The 15,597-nt window shown below is 46.8% G+C and carries 13 protein-coding genes, 1 tRNA gene and 1 pseudogene; 6 read left to right on the forward strand and 9 right to left on the reverse strand.

Annotated features, from left to right (window positions below; genetic code table 11):
- Positions 1-70: 70 nt before the first annotated feature.
- Complete coding sequence (gene mgtE, locus FTT89_RS00685) at positions 71-1,408, forward strand: magnesium transporter (RefSeq protein ID WP_005176359.1); 1,338 nt, start codon at positions 71-73, stop codon at positions 1,406-1,408.
- Between the two features lie 88 nt (positions 1,409-1,496).
- Positions 1,497-2,090: a DUF4112 domain-containing protein gene (locus FTT89_RS00690; protein ID WP_005176362.1), complete on the forward strand. Its 594-nt coding sequence runs from the start codon at positions 1,497-1,499 to the stop codon at positions 2,088-2,090.
- A gap of 94 nt (positions 2,091-2,184) precedes the next feature.
- Here the strand turns inward: FTT89_RS00690 and htpX are convergent, their stop codons facing one another.
- Positions 2,185-3,090 (reverse strand): protease HtpX, encoded by a 906-nt coding sequence (htpX, locus tag FTT89_RS00695; protein WP_005176364.1) that lies wholly within the window; start codon positions 3,088-3,090, stop codon positions 2,185-2,187.
- A 115-nt stretch (positions 3,091-3,205) separates the two neighbouring features.
- On the reverse strand, positions 3,206-4,048 hold the full coding sequence (locus FTT89_RS00700; protein ID WP_034597413.1) for a lytic transglycosylase domain-containing protein: 843 nt from the start codon (positions 4,046-4,048) through the stop codon (positions 3,206-3,208).
- A gap of 510 nt (positions 4,049-4,558) precedes the next feature.
- On the opposite strand from FTT89_RS00700, the gene ttcA reads away from it, so the two are divergent.
- Positions 4,559-5,482: a tRNA 2-thiocytidine(32) synthetase TtcA gene (ttcA, locus tag FTT89_RS00705; protein ID WP_005176370.1), complete on the forward strand. Its 924-nt coding sequence runs from the start codon at positions 4,559-4,561 to the stop codon at positions 5,480-5,482.
- A gap of 216 nt (positions 5,483-5,698) precedes the next feature.
- Complete coding sequence (locus FTT89_RS00710) at positions 5,699-6,082, forward strand: SCP2 sterol-binding domain-containing protein (protein WP_016659963.1); 384 nt, start codon at positions 5,699-5,701, stop codon at positions 6,080-6,082.
- A gap of 71 nt (positions 6,083-6,153) precedes the next feature.
- Here the strand turns inward: FTT89_RS00710 and FTT89_RS00715 are convergent, their stop codons facing one another.
- Complete coding sequence (locus FTT89_RS00715; protein WP_005176374.1) at positions 6,154-7,269, reverse strand: transglycosylase SLT domain-containing protein; 1,116 nt, start codon at positions 7,267-7,269, stop codon at positions 6,154-6,156.
- Positions 7,270-7,635: 366 nt separating this feature from the next.
- Here FTT89_RS00715 and greB point away from each other — a divergent pair, with 366 nt between their 5' ends.
- A complete protein-coding gene (greB, locus tag FTT89_RS00720) occupies positions 7,636-8,130 on the forward strand; it encodes a transcription elongation factor GreB (RefSeq protein WP_005176376.1) in 495 nt (164 codons plus the stop codon).
- A gap of 90 nt (positions 8,131-8,220) precedes the next feature.
- Positions 8,221-8,310 (forward strand) — tRNA-Ser (locus tag FTT89_RS00725).
- 287 nt (positions 8,311-8,597) lie between these two features.
- Here the strand turns inward: FTT89_RS00725 and FTT89_RS00730 are convergent.
- From FTT89_RS00730 to FTT89_RS00755, 6 genes and pseudogenes are all read right to left on the reverse strand, one after another.
- Positions 8,598-9,017, reverse strand: a pseudogene (locus FTT89_RS00730) (Lrp/AsnC family transcriptional regulator); the annotation flags it as partial.
- A 271-nt stretch (positions 9,018-9,288) separates the two neighbouring features.
- Entirely contained in the window at positions 9,289-10,917 is a 1,629-nt protein-coding gene (locus tag FTT89_RS00735) for an iron ABC transporter permease (protein ID WP_180036424.1), read from the reverse strand.
- A gap of 80 nt (positions 10,918-10,997) precedes the next feature.
- On the reverse strand, positions 10,998-12,011 hold the full coding sequence (locus FTT89_RS00740) for an extracellular solute-binding protein (protein ID WP_016659966.1): 1,014 nt from the start codon (positions 12,009-12,011) through the stop codon (positions 10,998-11,000).
- Positions 12,012-12,035: 24 nt separating this feature from the next.
- Positions 12,036-13,154: an ABC transporter ATP-binding protein gene (locus FTT89_RS00745; protein ID WP_168398984.1), complete on the reverse strand. Its 1,119-nt coding sequence runs from the start codon at positions 13,152-13,154 to the stop codon at positions 12,036-12,038.
- Between the two features lie 309 nt (positions 13,155-13,463).
- Positions 13,464-14,156, reverse strand: a complete 693-nt coding sequence (locus tag FTT89_RS00750) for a pirin-like bicupin family protein (RefSeq protein ID WP_005176460.1) — start codon at positions 14,154-14,156, stop codon at positions 13,464-13,466.
- Positions 14,157-14,325: 169 nt separating this feature from the next.
- On the reverse strand, positions 14,326-15,564 hold the full coding sequence (locus FTT89_RS00755; protein WP_016659969.1) for a L,D-transpeptidase: 1,239 nt from the start codon (positions 15,562-15,564) through the stop codon (positions 14,326-14,328).
- Positions 15,565-15,597 lie beyond the last annotated feature (33 nt).

Raw genomic sequence — 15,597 nt, forward strand, 5'->3', positions numbered from 1 at the left:
GGCAGCACGCAGATGCAGTGCAAATCACTTTACATTTTAAAAAATAACCAAGAATAATGATGAGAGGTTTATGCTGAATCCTTTTGAACTTCAGGCACTGGAACAGGCCATTTTGCAGCAGCATCCAGAGCGGGTACAGACCCTGATTGCGCATATGAATCCGGCCGATTTGGCGGTCTGGATTGAACAGCTGTCGCTGCAAGCGCAGGTTCGATTGATTCCCACCCTGGAGCAGGCCGCGCTGATCTTTGAGTTTTTGCCAAAAACTGTGCAGGCGCAAATTGCCGAACAGCTGGACCCAGCCGATTTGTTGCAGCTGATGAGTGCCATGCATTCAGATGACCGGACCGACCTGTTTAAAGGTTTGAGTCCGACGCTACAGCCGTGGATTCTGGCCGAGCTGGCCCCGGAAAAACGTCAGCAAATTCAGCAGCTGGCGGCTTACCCGGAAGAATCTGCCGGGGCGATCATGAGTTCGGATTTTGTGACTTTATCCCCAGAGCTGACGATCCAGCAGGCGATTGAACAGTTGCGTCAGGTGGCGGCAGACCGGGAAACCCTGTACCTGATTTATATTGTAGATGCGCTACAGCATCTGCTCGGTGTGGTGTCCTTGCGGCAGATTATTCAGGCCGCGCCAGAGGTACAGCTGCAGCATCTCATGACCACGGATCTGGTGATGGGCCAGGTCGATGAAGATCAGGAACAGATTGCCTGGAAGCTGGCGCATTATGATTTTCTGGCCTTGCCGATTGTTGATCAGGCGCAGCGTCTGGTCGGGATTGTCACCTATGATGATGCCATGGACATTGTCGAGGCCGAAACTACTGAAGATATTTTAAAATCCGGTGCGATTGAATCCTTGCCCAACCTGAGCCTGAAAAATGCACCAATTTTATCTTTATATCGCCAGCGCGTGTTCTGGCTGGTATTTCTGGTGTTTGGCAGTTTGCTGTCCGGTTTTGGGATTGCCCATTTTGAAGAGATTATTGCCGCGCATATTGTGCTGGTGTTCTTCTTGCCCTTGCTGGTCGGTAGTGGCGGGAATGCCGGGGCGCAATCGGCGACCTTAATGGTCCGTGCTTTAGCCACCGGCGATGTGCATTTTCGTGACTGGTTCTATCTGCTCGGGCGGGAAAGTCTGGTGGCGCTTTGTTTAGGTGGCACCATGGCACTGGCCGTGTCGGTACTGGGTTATGTGCGTGGCGATTTGATGGTGGCGGTGGTGTTGGCCTTAAGTATGCTGGGCATTGTACTGATGGGCTGTCTGGTTGGCATGAGCCTGCCATTTATTCTCAATAAGCTGAAACTGGACCCGGCCAGTGCGTCGGCACCTCTGGTGACCTCAATTTGCGATGCCAGCGGGGTGGTGGTTTATCTGTTTATTGCTTCCCAGCTGCTGTTTTAGCCCGTATTTACAAAGCAGTAAAACGTTTGAGCAGCGCGCTCGAGTATAGTAAAAACATGACATAAATAGATAAAAATCAGGTTGATTCATGACAGAGCTGCACAGCACCAAACCCAAACTTTCCCGGCAAGAGGTGATTCGCCTGGAGCGTGATCTGGCCAAGTTTGCCAATATGATGGATTCGGTGGTGCGGATTCCGTTTACCAAACAGGGCGTGGGCGCTGATGCGGCTTTAAGTACCATTCCGGTGGCCGGCGATCTGGCCGGTTTTGTGCTGACCTGTTATGCAATTTATAAAGCCAAACAGGTCGGCGTGCCACAAGCCAAACTGAATCCGGTCATGAAGCTGGCGGTTATGGATGCGGTGGTGGGCTTTATTCCGATTGCCGGGACGATTTTTGATATTTTTATTCGCCCTAGCCGTAAGGCGCTGGATATTGTGCATGATCATATCCGGCAGGAATATGATATCCAGAGTGACCATCATGTGGTGCATCCTTTCTTGCATGAAAAACTGGAGCAGAAGCAGCAATATTCGGCATTCTGGCGTAATCCTGTGGTGGCCTGGCTGTGGATTCATCTTCCTGATTTATTAGGCCTGTTGTTCCTGATCATTCTGGTGGTGGCGACCTTGGCCGGGCTGCAATGGGTCTGGCAGTGGATGCAGGGTTTAAATCTTTAAGTAAGCTGTCATCATTCCAACCAGTATCTATCACACATAAAAACAAAAGCCTCCATATGGAGGCTTTTGTCTATTTAACGGTTGGGCATTATTATTAAGGCAGGTTTAACTGCTGTAATGCCGCCACACGCTGTTCAATGGTCGGGTGGGTCTGGAATAACGCTGCCAGACTAAACCCTTGTTCCTGACCGGCAGAAATCGCGAAGGCTTTCATTTCTTTTGGCATTGCATCTGGCATTTCAGATTCGGCCTGTAAGCGTAACAGGGCAGAAATCATGGCCTGTTTGCCAGCCAGACGGGCACCCGCTTCATCGGCGCGGTATTCACGTTGACGCGAGAACCACATCACAATGGCCGAAGCCAGAATACCAAACACGATATCCAGCACAATGGTAATCACGAAGTAGGCAATGCCTGGCGCTTCGCCATCTTCACGGCCAAATACGTTACGATCAATGAAATCACCGGCAACACGGGCAAAGAACATCACGAAGGCGTTGACCACACCCTGGATTAACGCCAGCGTAACCATGTCACCATTGGCCACGTGACCAATTTCGTGCGCCAGTACGGCACGTAATTCATCTTTGTTCATACGCTCCAGCAGACCGGTTGAAACCGCCACCAAAGCATCATTCTTGTTCCAGCCGGTTGCAAAGGCATTCGACTGATAAGAAGGGAAGATACCCACTTCTGGCATTTTAATGCCAGCACGTTGCGACAATTGTGCAACTTCATTTAATAACCACGCTTCAGCCTGGTTACGTGGGGCATTCGGGTCAATCAGCTCTGTACCGGTGGTTTTTTTCGCCATCCATTTAGACATGAACAGGGAAATTAAAGAACCGACCATACCGAAGACAAAACAGATGACCAACAGGTTGCCTAGATTTAAGCCACCCGCGCCATGGTAACTACCGACACCGAAGAGTGACAAAATAATGCCAGCTACAACCAGTACCGCGAGGTTGGTTAGCAAGAACAAACCAATCCGCATCATTGAGTAAATCCTCTTAAAATGAAAATGTAATCTGATTCATAAATCATGCAAGTAAATATGCGGTGAATGTATTAAAAATTCAAGAAAAAATCGTGAAAATCAACAAAAAATCGTCTTAGTCCGAAATGGTGATTCGGGCTGCGGCAGAGGCATGTGCCGTGGCATAGGAGCGGACCGGTGCATCGGTAAAGCTGCCATCTGCAGCAACAATAATTTCACGCGATGGGCGTGCAGGCTGAGCTGCGGTTAAATGCGAACCAGAAGAAAGCGTATTGGATTGGGCCAGTAACGGTCCCTGATCGCTACTGCTGACGCCACCGGCGTACAGATTGTGATAACGGCTGGTCACGCGGCGCACATAGTCCTGAGTTTCACGGAAGGGCGGAATGCCGCCGTATTTGGCGACATTGCCTTCACCGGCATTATAACCGGCCAATGCTAAGGATGTATTACCGTTAAAACGTTTTAGTAACCAGGCCAGATATTTGGCCCCGGCCATAATATTTTCATAAGGATCGTAGGCATTAGAAACCTGAAAACGTTTGGCAGTGGCCGGCATCAGCTGCATTAAGCCTTGGGCCCCGACCGGAGAGCGAGCATTGACATTAAAGCCGGACTCGGTGTGCATGACGGCTTTAATCAGCCCAGACGAAATACCGTGGCGCTGCGCGGCCTGCTGGATAATATGGTCAAAGGCATTTTTATTGCGGCTATAGCTTGGTAAGACCGATGCTTCAGAGCTGCCCCAGTTGCTATAACGATGAATATTGCTGTCGGGATAATACGTCACTTTGACTTTTTTCAGGGACTGGTCTGAACTTTTACGATTGGTCAGCAGGGTAGAGCCATTATTGTCTTTATAGACATAAATCTGTCCGGCATGACTGTGCGATGCAACCGCAAGCAGCGTCACACATCCCCAAAAAGCCAGTTGTTTAAAATGTAATCTTTTATACATTATCGTATTCATTATGGTAACGAAGTTCATACTGTCCCCAAACAGGTGGTTTGAGTTTAACAAAAAAAACATTGATGAAAAGAGTCTTTACATTTATTTCCCTGTTTACTTTGTAAAAATCAAGCCCTGTTTGCTGACAGAACAATCAAAAAAAAATATTTATTTTTTTTTATTCTGGTCTGCTTGACACACTTAAACCATTGATTTTAATTATAAATAAAATTGATTAAAAAATGATCAATTTAAATAGAAGCCTTCAATTGCAGGCAAGTGACCTTGTCAAGTTGTTTTAAATCCACAAAGTTATCCACAGCTTTTGTGGAAAACTGTGGAAAAGTCCAAAAGATAAGCATCTTGCTTAAAAGATGAACGCAAACGTTCAAATTAGCATAAAAATAAAGACAGCGAGATGACAAAAAATGACAAGCAGGAAATTACATTCTTTTGATGCGTGCCGGGACTGAATCGGCTAAAATTGCGCGGTATTTTTTTTATGGGTAAATCTCGTCTATGTTCTCGCCAGTTGAGTCCGATCAAGGATTTAATTTTAAACCAGAACTGCCAACCAGCTCTGCGTATTACCGTTTGCTGAAAAAGCTGCGTCGCCAGGTGGGTCATGCCATTCGTGATTACAAGATGATCGAAGACGGTGACAAGGTCATGGTGTGTATTTCGGGTGGTAAAGACAGTTATACCTTACTGGATATTCTGTTGCAGTTTAAACGTATTGCCCCGATTCATTTTGATGTGGTGGCGGTGAATCTGGACCAGAAACAGCCGGGCTTCCCTGAAGATGTGCTGCCGCGTTATCTGGAAGAAAATAATATCCCGTATTATATTCTGGAAAAAGATACCTACAGTATTACCAAGCGTCTGACCCCGGAAGGCAAAACCTACTGTGCAGTGTGTTCGCGTCTGCGTCGTGGTTCACTGTACGGCTTTGCCCAGGAAATTGGGGCAACCAAGGTGGCACTGGGGCATCATCGTGATGATATTCTGGCGACCTTCTTCCTGAACCTGTTCCATGGCGGCAGCTTAAAGGCGATGCCACCGAAGCTGTTATCTTCCGACAAGAAGAATATGCTGATTCGTCCACTGGCTTATGTGGAAGAAAAAGACATCATCAAATACGCGCAAATGCGCCAGTTCCCGATTATTCCATGTAACCTGTGTGGTTCGCAGGAAAATCTGCAACGTGCGATTATCAATGACATGCTGCGTGAATGGGACAATGCCCATCCAAAACGTCTGCACAGTATTTTTGGTGCATTGCAAAATGTATCACCATCGCAACTGGCAGACCGCGAGCTGTTTGACTTTGAAGCACTCGATAGCGAGCGCGAGTTTGACTTTAAAGGCAGTTATTCGCACGAGAATGAAGATGGTCAGTCCAACCGCATCAACATGGTCAATTTAGGCTATGCAGCTGACTAAATAGTCAAAAAAAGCATTGAACTTCAGTTCAGTGCTTTTTTTATATATTTGAATTATTTCAATATTGTATTAAAAATATAAAATTTGAACGCATCGTACAAAAAATCTTAGCCATCTTTTATGATTACATGCTATAACAGGTCACAAGCATCATTGCTTCACAAAAATGTTGTCTGGACAGGCGACACAAATGAACAAATAAATTGAGGAATAATCATGCCTGCTTTTTTATCTGATGATTGGTTTGCAACCGTAGAGAACCTGACGGCTCAAGCTGGTGACTTAAATTTACCACCTGCGCTTGCGAATCTTGCAATTAATTTGGTTGTTACGGATGCTTCAGGCAATACAGAATTAGCTTTAGACGGTGGCAAAATCCAGAAAGGATTGTCTGCAAATGCAAAAACAACCCTGAATATGGATGCTGAGACCTTACGTAAAGTGTTCCTGGAGTTTGATATGGCTGCAGCCATGCAAGCCTTCATGACCGGTAAAATCAAAGTACAAGGCGATATGTCTCAATTAATGGCATTGCAAACTGCAAAACCAAGCCAAGAGCAAAAAGACCTGTTCAAAAACGTTTTGGCGCAAACCACCTGATTGTGACCCGACACAAAAAAGCTTACCCGAAGGTAAGCTTTTTTTTGCCTTGAAGATCAACGGTGAAGCATTTAAATATTCACCAGCTGCGGCGTGGTCTTGATGTGTTCCAGATAGGCACGGATACGGGTCACGTATTGTAAGGCCTGACGATAACGTCCGTTCTTGGCTTTATTGCCGTCTAAGTAAGCATACAGGTTGACCCAGTTGTTCGGGTTTTTACCGGTGGCCTGAATACGCTTCTGAATCTGGCTCACGGCACCCGGACCCATGTTATAGGCCACCAGTGCATACCAGTTACGGTCTGGAAACGGAATATGCTTATAACGGTTCAGCATCAGGTTGTAATACTTGGCACCGCCCTGAATGCTCTGGGTTGGATCGGTACGGTTACTGACGCCCATGGCTTTGGCTGTGCTGTTGGTCAGCATCATCAAACCACGAACACCGGTTGGTGAAACAGAGTTCGGCTTTAAGTACGATTCCTGATAACCAATGGCCGCCAGTAAATGCCAGTCCAGATCATACTGCTGCGCAGTGCGCTGGAAGCTGGCCTTATATAAAGGCATGCGATTGCTTAAGTCACGCTGGATAGTATTCCAGGATTCCTGCTTAACCACATTCTGGTTATAGAACGAGGCCAGCTGGTTGATGGCACCGCTTTGTTTGCCACGGCAGACAAAGGCACTGGCGGTCTGGCTCAGCGGATCATCGGCATGTTTAAATACCCAGTTTAAATTGCTGTTTAGGCCATTTTTCTGCAAGGTGTTTAAATCGCCACAGGTGGCCGAAAAACCGGTCAGATGCTTGTTTTCAATGCTCTGAATACTGGCAGTGGTCATGGCAAAGTTGGCTTTACCTGACGCCACCCATTGCAACGCTGTCGCATTGTCCGGTACGGTTTTAAACTCGAGTTTGACATTCAGGCTATGCGCATAGTTGCGCACCAGGTCATAACCAAAGCCATGCAGATGCTGACTGTTCTGAAACACGGTGGTCGGATTCGAAACAGAAACCACGGTCAATTTATTGTGATTGACCACGCGATCAAACTGATACGCTGCTTTACTTGCATTAATACTATGAAACGGAATTAACGCACTGCTTAATACTAAGACTTTTAAAGGGAGAGAGTTGAAAAAAGAGTGAAGGCCAAGCCTCGACCCAGAAGTTGAACTACTGTGCATGTTGTCTCCGCTACAAGTAATTTATGCCCTACAAAGCAGGAGGCAAAAGGCCTCAGACTTTTTCAAGTTTGATAAATTCAATAAGAGGGTGGGCACTCATGACGTCATTCAAAATGACATGGGATGAAAGATAAAAAATGTGGCTACGCCACACAGGTTAAAAAATGATCATAATTAAAAGATGTGCGCATAATAAAGACCAAAATTTGAGTTGTCAAATTTTGTCCATAAAAAAATAAAAAACTGTTTCATAAGTAAATGATTCTATTTAGGAAAAATATTTTTTAAACTTTAAAAGTGGAGTAATTGGGGAGAAGGCAGCAGTTTTTGGTAAGCTACAGGCATATTTTTCTGCTGTTAAAGGCCATGAAATCGAGCTTAATTACCCGTGGTGGACATGACAAACTGGTCGCGGAACTTCAGCATTTGTGGCATGAAGAACGCCCTGAAATTACCAAAAAAGTGAACTGGGCGGCCAGTCTCGGCGATCGTTCGGAGAACGCCGATTACCAATATAACAAGCAGCTGCTGCGCAAGATTGACCGTCGGGTACGTTACCTCGGCAAGCGGCTGGAAGAGCTGCGAATTATTGATTTTTCACCTGAACAGGAGGGCAAGGTCTATTTTGGCGCTTGGGTCGATATTGAAAATGATGATGGCGAGCAGAAAACCCTAAGAATTGTCGGGGTTGATGAAATTTATGATCATCATCCACAACATATTTCAATTGACTCGCCAATGGCGCGCGCCTTGCTGGGCAAAAGTGTGGATGATGAAGCAGTAGTGCAGACGCCATCAGGTGCAAAACACTGGTATATTGTCGACATTCGCTATGAAAAGTTTGAAAATTCAGCAAATTAAACGATTTTGATTTTATTTTGTACAGTCGGTTGCGAAAACCTGGAAAAATATTTGCCAAGTTAAAATTTTCTTTATATGATAGCCGCCATTGGAAGCGTGGCAGAGTGGTTTAATGCACCGGTCTTGAAAACCGACGAGGGTGTGAGTCCTCCGTGAGTTCGAATCTCACCGCTTCCGCCAAATTCAAAAAGCCCTGACATTGTCAGGGCTTTTTTTATTGCGCTCCGTTTTATTTTTATATTCTTTATATGGAACTGATTTATTTTAAAGAGGAGAGCTAAACATATTTTATAGGTATTATATAAATACCTTTAAGATATATTATTTTGCTTCGAATATCTAAAAATAAAAAACCATAAAATATGAAAAACGAATATTTATATAGATTGCTTTTCTATAAAATAATCATCGATAATCTTTCACCTGTCGCAATGTATATGCGACAGATGAAGATTAAAATCAATTATTTAAATTTTATAGGTTGACAGTAATATATTGGTTTCACTGTTATAAATCCCTGAAATACTTCTGATCCGACTTAAAATTAAATCAAAATTCACCAAATTGTCGGACTGGATTTCTACCAGTAAATCCCATTTGCCATTCGTCGTATGTAAGGTCTGAATAGCCGGATCGAGACGTAGCTCCTTGATGACGGCCTGTGCCTTGTTGCCTTCCACCATAATACTCATCCAGGCCTGAATAAGCTGCGGATTCAGGTTCGGTTTAATGCGTACCGTATAGCCGGTAATGATGCTAGTCGCTTCCATGTACTCGATTCGCTTTTGAACCGTGGCCCGGGAATTTCGGGTTTTCTGCGCAATTTCTGTAATTGAGATACGTGCATTTTCTCTTAACAATCCAAGTATTTTATTGTCCGTTTTATTTTTTTAAACGGATGAATAATTGGTTTTTAATTCTTGATTCTTAGTTATTATTGAATAATAAAAAAATAATTGGATTTAAGGATAATATTCTAAGCACTATCTGCCTAAACTATTTCTGAATAAAATTCTTTATCCCAAGCTTATTAAAAATCAAAAGTGTATCTCTATTTTATAAGGCTATTATCTTTAAACGATTTTCACTATAAAAAGAGAGAAGGCTAAACTTGCACTCAATGTTGAAGCAGAGTTTAGCCAGTTCATCTAGTTCAGATTAACGTACAGTTTTCCCCAACCGTGCCAGTAAAATCACTGGAATCAGTCCGACCAGAACAATCAATAAGGCTGCAATTGCGCCTTCTTCATAGGTACCACGTGAGGCTTCGGTATATAACTGCGTGGCCAGGGTTTCCATATTCAGCGGACGTAGCAACAATGTGGCCGGCAGCTCTTTCATACAATCCACAAAAATCAGTAAGGCTGCTGAAATCAGTGCAGGACGTAATAAAGGCAAATGGATACGGGTCAGAATCCCGCCTTTGCTCTGGCCCAGATTATGTGCGGCATCATCAAAAACGCCATGAATCCGGTTATACCCCGATTCAATCCCGCCAATTGAAATGGCTAGAAAGCGTACCGCATAGGCGTAAATTAAGGTGAAACTGGTGCCTAAAAACAGCAGGCCGGTATCCAGACCAAGCTGGAATTCCAGAAAATCCGCCACGGCGTGATCAATCGCGCCCAAAGACAGCATCAGGCCAATGGCCAGTACGGTGCCCGGAATGGCATAGCCCAAACTGGCAACCCGGCTTAGCCAGCTGCTTCGGCTAAACCGTGCGGTACTCACAATCATAAAGCCAATCAGCATGGTCACAAAAGTGGCAATACTGGCTAAGGTAAGCGTATTGATTGAGGCTTGCAGCAGATATTCAGAGAAACCGGCATATTGTAAACGCTGATAAGATTCGACCAGTAAATGACTGATCGGAATCAGAAAACCAATAATCACCGGAATCAGCCCTAGGCCGAATAGCAGCCAGGCTTTGGCGCCGGTCACTGGCTGGGCGGGCATCAGCCGGCTACGCTGGGCCGAGTTCATATAGCGCTGTTTGCGTCGTCCCAGCCGTTCTGCCAGTACCAGCAGGCTAATGATCAGCAACATAAAAATTGCAATCTGGGCGGCACTGGCCAGATCGGACTGGTTGGTCCAGGTCGAATAAATCGACAGGGTCAGGGTTTTAATGCCCAGAAATTCGGTGGCACCAATATCATTGATGGTTTCCATCAGGGCCAGACTGGCACCAACCGCAATGGCCGGGCGAGCCAGCGGAATCGCAACCCGGAAAAATACCTGTTCCGGTTTTAATCCCAGACTGCGCGCTACTTCAATCAGGCTGGCTGACTGCATCAGGAACATGGCACGGGTGCTTAAATAGACATAGGGATACAGCACAAAACTAAGCAGAAAAATCGCGCCCCAGAGCGAGCGGATATTCGGAAACCAGAGCTGCTGCATTTCTAGCTGAAGCCAGTCCCGCAGCAGGGTCTGCACAGGACCAATCGGATGCAAAATATCAATATAGCTATAGGCAATAATATAGGTCGGTACGGCCAAGGGCAGTAACAGTGCCCAGTCCAGAAAACCACGGCCACGGAATTGATAGGCCGTGACCAGCCAGGCACTGCCGGTACCAATCAGAATCGTCAGAATCCCGACACCAAACAGCAACAGGCCGGTTTCAATCAGGGTGGGAGGAATCACATATTGCAGCAGATGGTCCCAAATCTCGCTATTGCCCTGTAAGGCCGTCCAAAGCAAAGCCAGCACAGGCAGACAGGCCAGCAGGGTAAACAGGCCACTGAGTGAAAAAAGTGCAGTTACAGGAGATTTTTTCTGGGTCATCGGGGGATCAACAGGCTGGACATGGACATAAGACTGATAGCACGAGCAGCAGTCTGCCCGCGCTATCTGATGATTCAGGTTTAGTGATTAAACTGGACTTTATCAACCAGCAGATTGGCTGCCTTACGATGGCGAGCAATCTCACTTAAACGCAGTGAATCAATATCTAACTTGCCGAAACTGGCGATAATCGGATCAATCTTCACGCCTGGTTTGACGGGATATTCATAACCACTTTGTGCATACATGGCCTGGGCCTGATCTGAGGCCAGGAACTCCAGTAACTGTACCGCTTCTTTGCGGTTTGGCGCATGTTTGGCTACAACTGCACCTGAGACATTGACATGGGTGCCGCCATTTTTAAAGCGCGGTAACACCACATTAATGGCATTGCCCCAGCGCTGCTGTTCAGCATTGCCATTGCGCATGGTGCCCACATAATAGGTATTGGCCACACCAATATCACAGATTTTACCCAGAATATCGCGCGCCACATCGCGGTCACCGCCACTGGCTGGACGCGCCAGATTGGCTTTAACGCCGCGTAACCAGGTTTCTGCCGCTTTTTCACCATGATGGGCAATATAGGCGGCAATTAACGCGGTATTGTAGGGATGGCTACCCGAACGGATACAGATTTTACCTTTCCATTGCGGATTGGCCAGATCTTCATAATGAATGGCGTTCAGCGGCGTACGTTCTTTGGAGGCATAGACTGCACGGGCACGCATTGACAGGGCATACCAGTGGCCATTGGCTGCACGTAAATTGGCCGGAATGGCATTATTTAATACTTTGGAATTCACGCGCTGGGTGAGGTCCGCTTCGACCAGATCCACCAGATTGCCAAAATCGACGGTCAGCATCACATCGGCCGGTGAACGGCGTCCTTCAGCTTTCACTCGCTCCAGCAGACCATCTTTAATAAACACGGTATTGACCTTAATGCCGCTGCTTTCGGTAAATTCTTTTAATAAGGGCTGAATCAGCACCGGTTCACGCGTGGTATACAGGTTTACCTGCGCGGCTTGCGCCAGACCGCTCAGCGCCAGCAGGCCGCTGGCCAGCAGTGGAATTTTGATTGTTACTTTCATCGTTTTTCATTCCTTATTGTCAATTTAAAAAGCGTTGGCCACTTCAGCCGTGGTGGTTGTATGGGCTTTCGGCTGTGAATCTTGAGCGAAGAAAAAACACTGCTGCAGATCGAGGCGCACATAAACCTGTTCCTGATAAGCGGTCTGTGCCGGGCTGACCTGCGCCAGAATAATAGTCTCGGGGTCCAGTTGCAGGCGTAGCTGTTCGGCATGCCCCATAAAGCTGGAGGACAGCACGGTCGCCGGGATTGCACCGGTAGTCGGCTGGCTAAACACCTGCACCTGATGTGGACGGAAACAGCAGCGGATTGGCTCTTGGTGATGCGCCAGCGCTTCACTGATGGGATGTGCGCCAAAACAGGTCTGTAATTGCTGCGCGACACGCTGCGCCGGAATTTCATTCAGGGCAGAAAAATAACGGGCGGCAAATAAGGTGGCTGGCTGCCGGTATAGGGCTTTCGGCGTACCGATCTGAATAATTTCACCCTGATGCATCAGGATAATCTGATCGGCAATTTGCAGCGCCTCTTCCGGATCATGGGTAACAATAACTGTGGTGGTGCCGGTCTGCTTCAGAATTTCGATGGTATTTTGCCGGATCTGGTCACGCAGGCGATGATCGAGATTGGAAAAAGGTTCATCCATCAAGAGCACCTGCGGTTTAGGTGCCAGGGCACGGGCCAGGGCCACGCGCTGCTGCTCGCCACCAGACAGGGTATAGGGATAACTGTGCAGATGATGCTGCATCGAAACATGCTGTAGCGCCTGTTCGGCCACCGCCTGACGCTGTGCTTTGGGCAGTTTTTTCAGGCCAAACATGACATTGTCCAGTACGCTTAAATGCGGAAACAGGGCATAGTCCTGAAACACCAGGCCAATATTGCGCGCTTCGGCTGGAATCTGTTGCTGTTCATTCCACAGGATTTGCTGTTCAAGCTGGATTGAGCCACTGCTTGGGGTTTCTAATCCGGCAATCAGACGAAGCATGGTGGTTTTGCCACAGCCAGAATGGCCCAGCAGGCAGAGAATCTGTCCGCGCTGTGCAGACCAGCTGGCCTGATGCACCGCAAAACGCGAGCCGAATTGTTTGCTCAGTTGCCGAATGGTCAAGACATTGGCCTGAGCTGCAGTATAAGCATTCATGGTCAATTCACAGGATGATTTTTATGCAGTTATCATAACTGAGAATTTTTCTCATGTAGAGTGTTTTTACCAATGAGAATGTAAATAGTTTCAGTTTTGAGAGTTTTATCGGGTTACAGGCGATCGGCCGATTTTATTCAGTTTATTTTCATAAATGGTATTTGAGTTGCTGCAAAGGGTGCAGCTTAAACAGGCTGTTCACACTCAGGTAAAAGTCAATCAAGGCCGGCTTTAAGACATAAAAATAGCCGCTCAATGGAGCGGCTATTGGGCCAAAATCATCATGGCCCTTGGGAGAGAAGGACGGGTTTATTTGCCCGGTAAGTCAAACCAGATCATCTGGCTTTCTTCGGTTGCCTGAATATCCGCATGTTCCGCGAATAACAGTGCATCACCAGCTTTAACCGTATGTTCACCAATCTGCACTTCACCACGAATCACATGCACATAGTTGAGCTGCTGGGTCGCCTGTACGTTTAGGCTTTGGCCGGCTTCAAGTACCGCGGTTTTCACTTCAGCCTGCTGGCGAATATGCATTGGAGCCTGCTCGTTCGGGCCAACAATCAGGTGCCATTGGTTCGGCTGTTCACGTGGGTCGAGTTTAATTTGCTGATAATTTGGCTCTGCATCACGCACATTTGGATGAATCCAGATTTGCAGCATATGCACTGGTACATCGCCCTGGTTGATTTCACTGTGCTGAACCCCGGTTCCGGCGCTCATCAGCTGCCATTCACCCGCACTGATATGCCGTTCATTGCCCATGCTGTCTTTATGTGAAATGGTGCCATCCAGTACACAGGTTAAAATTTCCATGTTGTCATGCGGATGGGTACCAAAACCATTGTGGGCAGCAATCCGGTCATCATTAATCACACGAAGCACACTCACACCCATGTATTTCGGGTTGTACCAGCTGCCAAATGAAAAGCTGTGTTTGGTGTCTAACCAGCCGGCTTTAACATGACCACGTTCTTCACTACGATGTAAGTAGGCGTTCATCAGATAATCCTCTAATTCTTTTTGAGCTTGAGGCTATCTTAGTGTTTTACCTGGTGCCTGTTCTAGGCATGGAATGCAACATATCGTTCCAGATTCGCAACGTCATAGATTCAAACCTCCGTAATCAAAAAAGCCTGCATCGGCAGGCTTTTTATGGGGTATAAGCAGATTATTCGAGGAATTTAACCGTAACCCCTGAACGGACTTTACGGCCCAGGTCGTTGGCATCCCAGTTGGTCAGACGGATACAGCCATGCGAATAGGATTTAGAAATCATCGACGGGTTTGGCGTACCGTGAATACCAAAGGATTTTTTGCTCAGACCAATCCAGATATTCCCCACTGGACCGTTTGGACCTGGTGGTAAGGACAGTGGCTTCATGTTTTTGCCCTGGATAAAGTTACTTGGCGAGTAGCTGTACCACGGGTTTGGTGCCACACCAGTCACTTTATAAGTCCCGGTTGGTGAAGGGGTGTTGGTATTACCAATACTGGCCGGGAATGATGCGATCATCTGGTTGCGGCTGTTAAATAGATACAGCTGCTTAGCGCCTTTGTGCGCCACAATCAGGTGGATATCTTCCGGCAGGTCATTACGCACATTGGCCACAATCAGTTTTTGACCGGCTTTGTTAAAGTTGGCATTTGGATTGAGCTTTTTCAGGAAGTTCTCATCCATATGGAACTTTTCACCCAGCATTTCAGTGACGCTGGTGTAGTGCAGGCCTTTCATTTTGGCTTGCAGTGCATAATCGCCCGGAATTGATTTCACATACGGACCTTTCAGGTCATCTTCAGTAATGGTGTATTCCACGAAAGCCGGTTTTGAACCCTGACGGGCAATTAAAGCATCCCAGGTTTCCTGCGTTAGCACACCGGTCGGTTTAATCCCGTTCATCTGCTGGAAAGAGGCAATCGCTTTCAGGGTATTTTTACCGCTGGTTCCATCAATCGCACCCGGAGAAGCATGAGCATTATTGAGCATCACATGCGCGCGCGCATAGACCGGGAACTGGCCTTTGCCAATATTTTCATACCAGCTGGCATTGTTCAGGCCATCTAAAGTCCAGGAGGCTTTGGCTGGCGCTGTGCTGGCTGAAGTCGTTGCAGGCGCAGCAGTTGTCGGTGCGCTGCCGATATCAGCCTGGGTATCTTCGGCATTTTGCAGGTCTTCAAGGGTCGCTGAAGCCTTGTTTAAATCTTGTTCTTCTTGTTGCGTAATTTGCGTTTCAACTTCTGAAGGTACGACTGCCGCTGATGCGTCTGTTGCAAGCGGATCAATCGGATCTTCAACCGCTGTATCGCTAATCAATTGAGGATTCAACGGCTGTTCAGCAGTGGTTGCAGCCAGGGCTGTACCAGCAAACATGCAACTTAAACTCATGGCGAGTACTGTGCGAACGAACATGTAAGTCAACCTTAAGAATTATTCATTTACATT

The organism is Acinetobacter sp. YH01025, from assembly GCF_013420185.1.
Taxonomy (GTDB): domain Bacteria; phylum Pseudomonadota; class Gammaproteobacteria; order Pseudomonadales; family Moraxellaceae; genus Acinetobacter; species Acinetobacter indicus.

Coding starts and splice junctions, on each gene's coding strand:
- FTT89_RS00700 (WP_034597413.1), bottom strand. CDS start 4,048: ATGTATAAAAGATTACATTTTAAACAACTGGCTTTTTGGGGATGTGTG.
- mgtE (WP_005176359.1), top strand. CDS start 71: ATGCTGAATCCTTTTGAACTTCAGGCACTGGAACAGGCCATTTTGCAG.
- ttcA (WP_005176370.1), top strand. CDS start 4,559: ATGTTCTCGCCAGTTGAGTCCGATCAAGGATTTAATTTTAAACCAGAA.
- FTT89_RS00740 (WP_016659966.1), bottom strand. CDS start 12,011: ATGAAAGTAACAATCAAAATTCCACTGCTGGCCAGCGGCCTGCTGGCG.
- FTT89_RS00755 (WP_016659969.1), bottom strand. CDS start 15,564: ATGTTCGTTCGCACAGTACTCGCCATGAGTTTAAGTTGCATGTTTGCT.
- FTT89_RS00735 (WP_180036424.1), bottom strand. CDS start 10,917: ATGACCCAGAAAAAATCTCCTGTAACTGCACTTTTTTCACTCAGTGGC.
- FTT89_RS00715 (WP_005176374.1), bottom strand. CDS start 7,269: ATGCACAGTAGTTCAACTTCTGGGTCGAGGCTTGGCCTTCACTCTTTT.
- FTT89_RS00750 (WP_005176460.1), bottom strand. CDS start 14,156: ATGAACGCCTACTTACATCGTAGTGAAGAACGTGGTCATGTTAAAGCC.
- greB (WP_005176376.1), top strand. CDS start 7,636: ATGAAATCGAGCTTAATTACCCGTGGTGGACATGACAAACTGGTCGCG.
- FTT89_RS00690 (WP_005176362.1), top strand. CDS start 1,497: ATGACAGAGCTGCACAGCACCAAACCCAAACTTTCCCGGCAAGAGGTG.
- FTT89_RS00710 (WP_016659963.1), top strand. CDS start 5,699: ATGCCTGCTTTTTTATCTGATGATTGGTTTGCAACCGTAGAGAACCTG.
- FTT89_RS00745 (WP_168398984.1), bottom strand. CDS start 13,154: ATGAATGCTTATACTGCAGCTCAGGCCAATGTCTTGACCATTCGGCAA.
- htpX (WP_005176364.1), bottom strand. CDS start 3,090: ATGATGCGGATTGGTTTGTTCTTGCTAACCAACCTCGCGGTACTGGTT.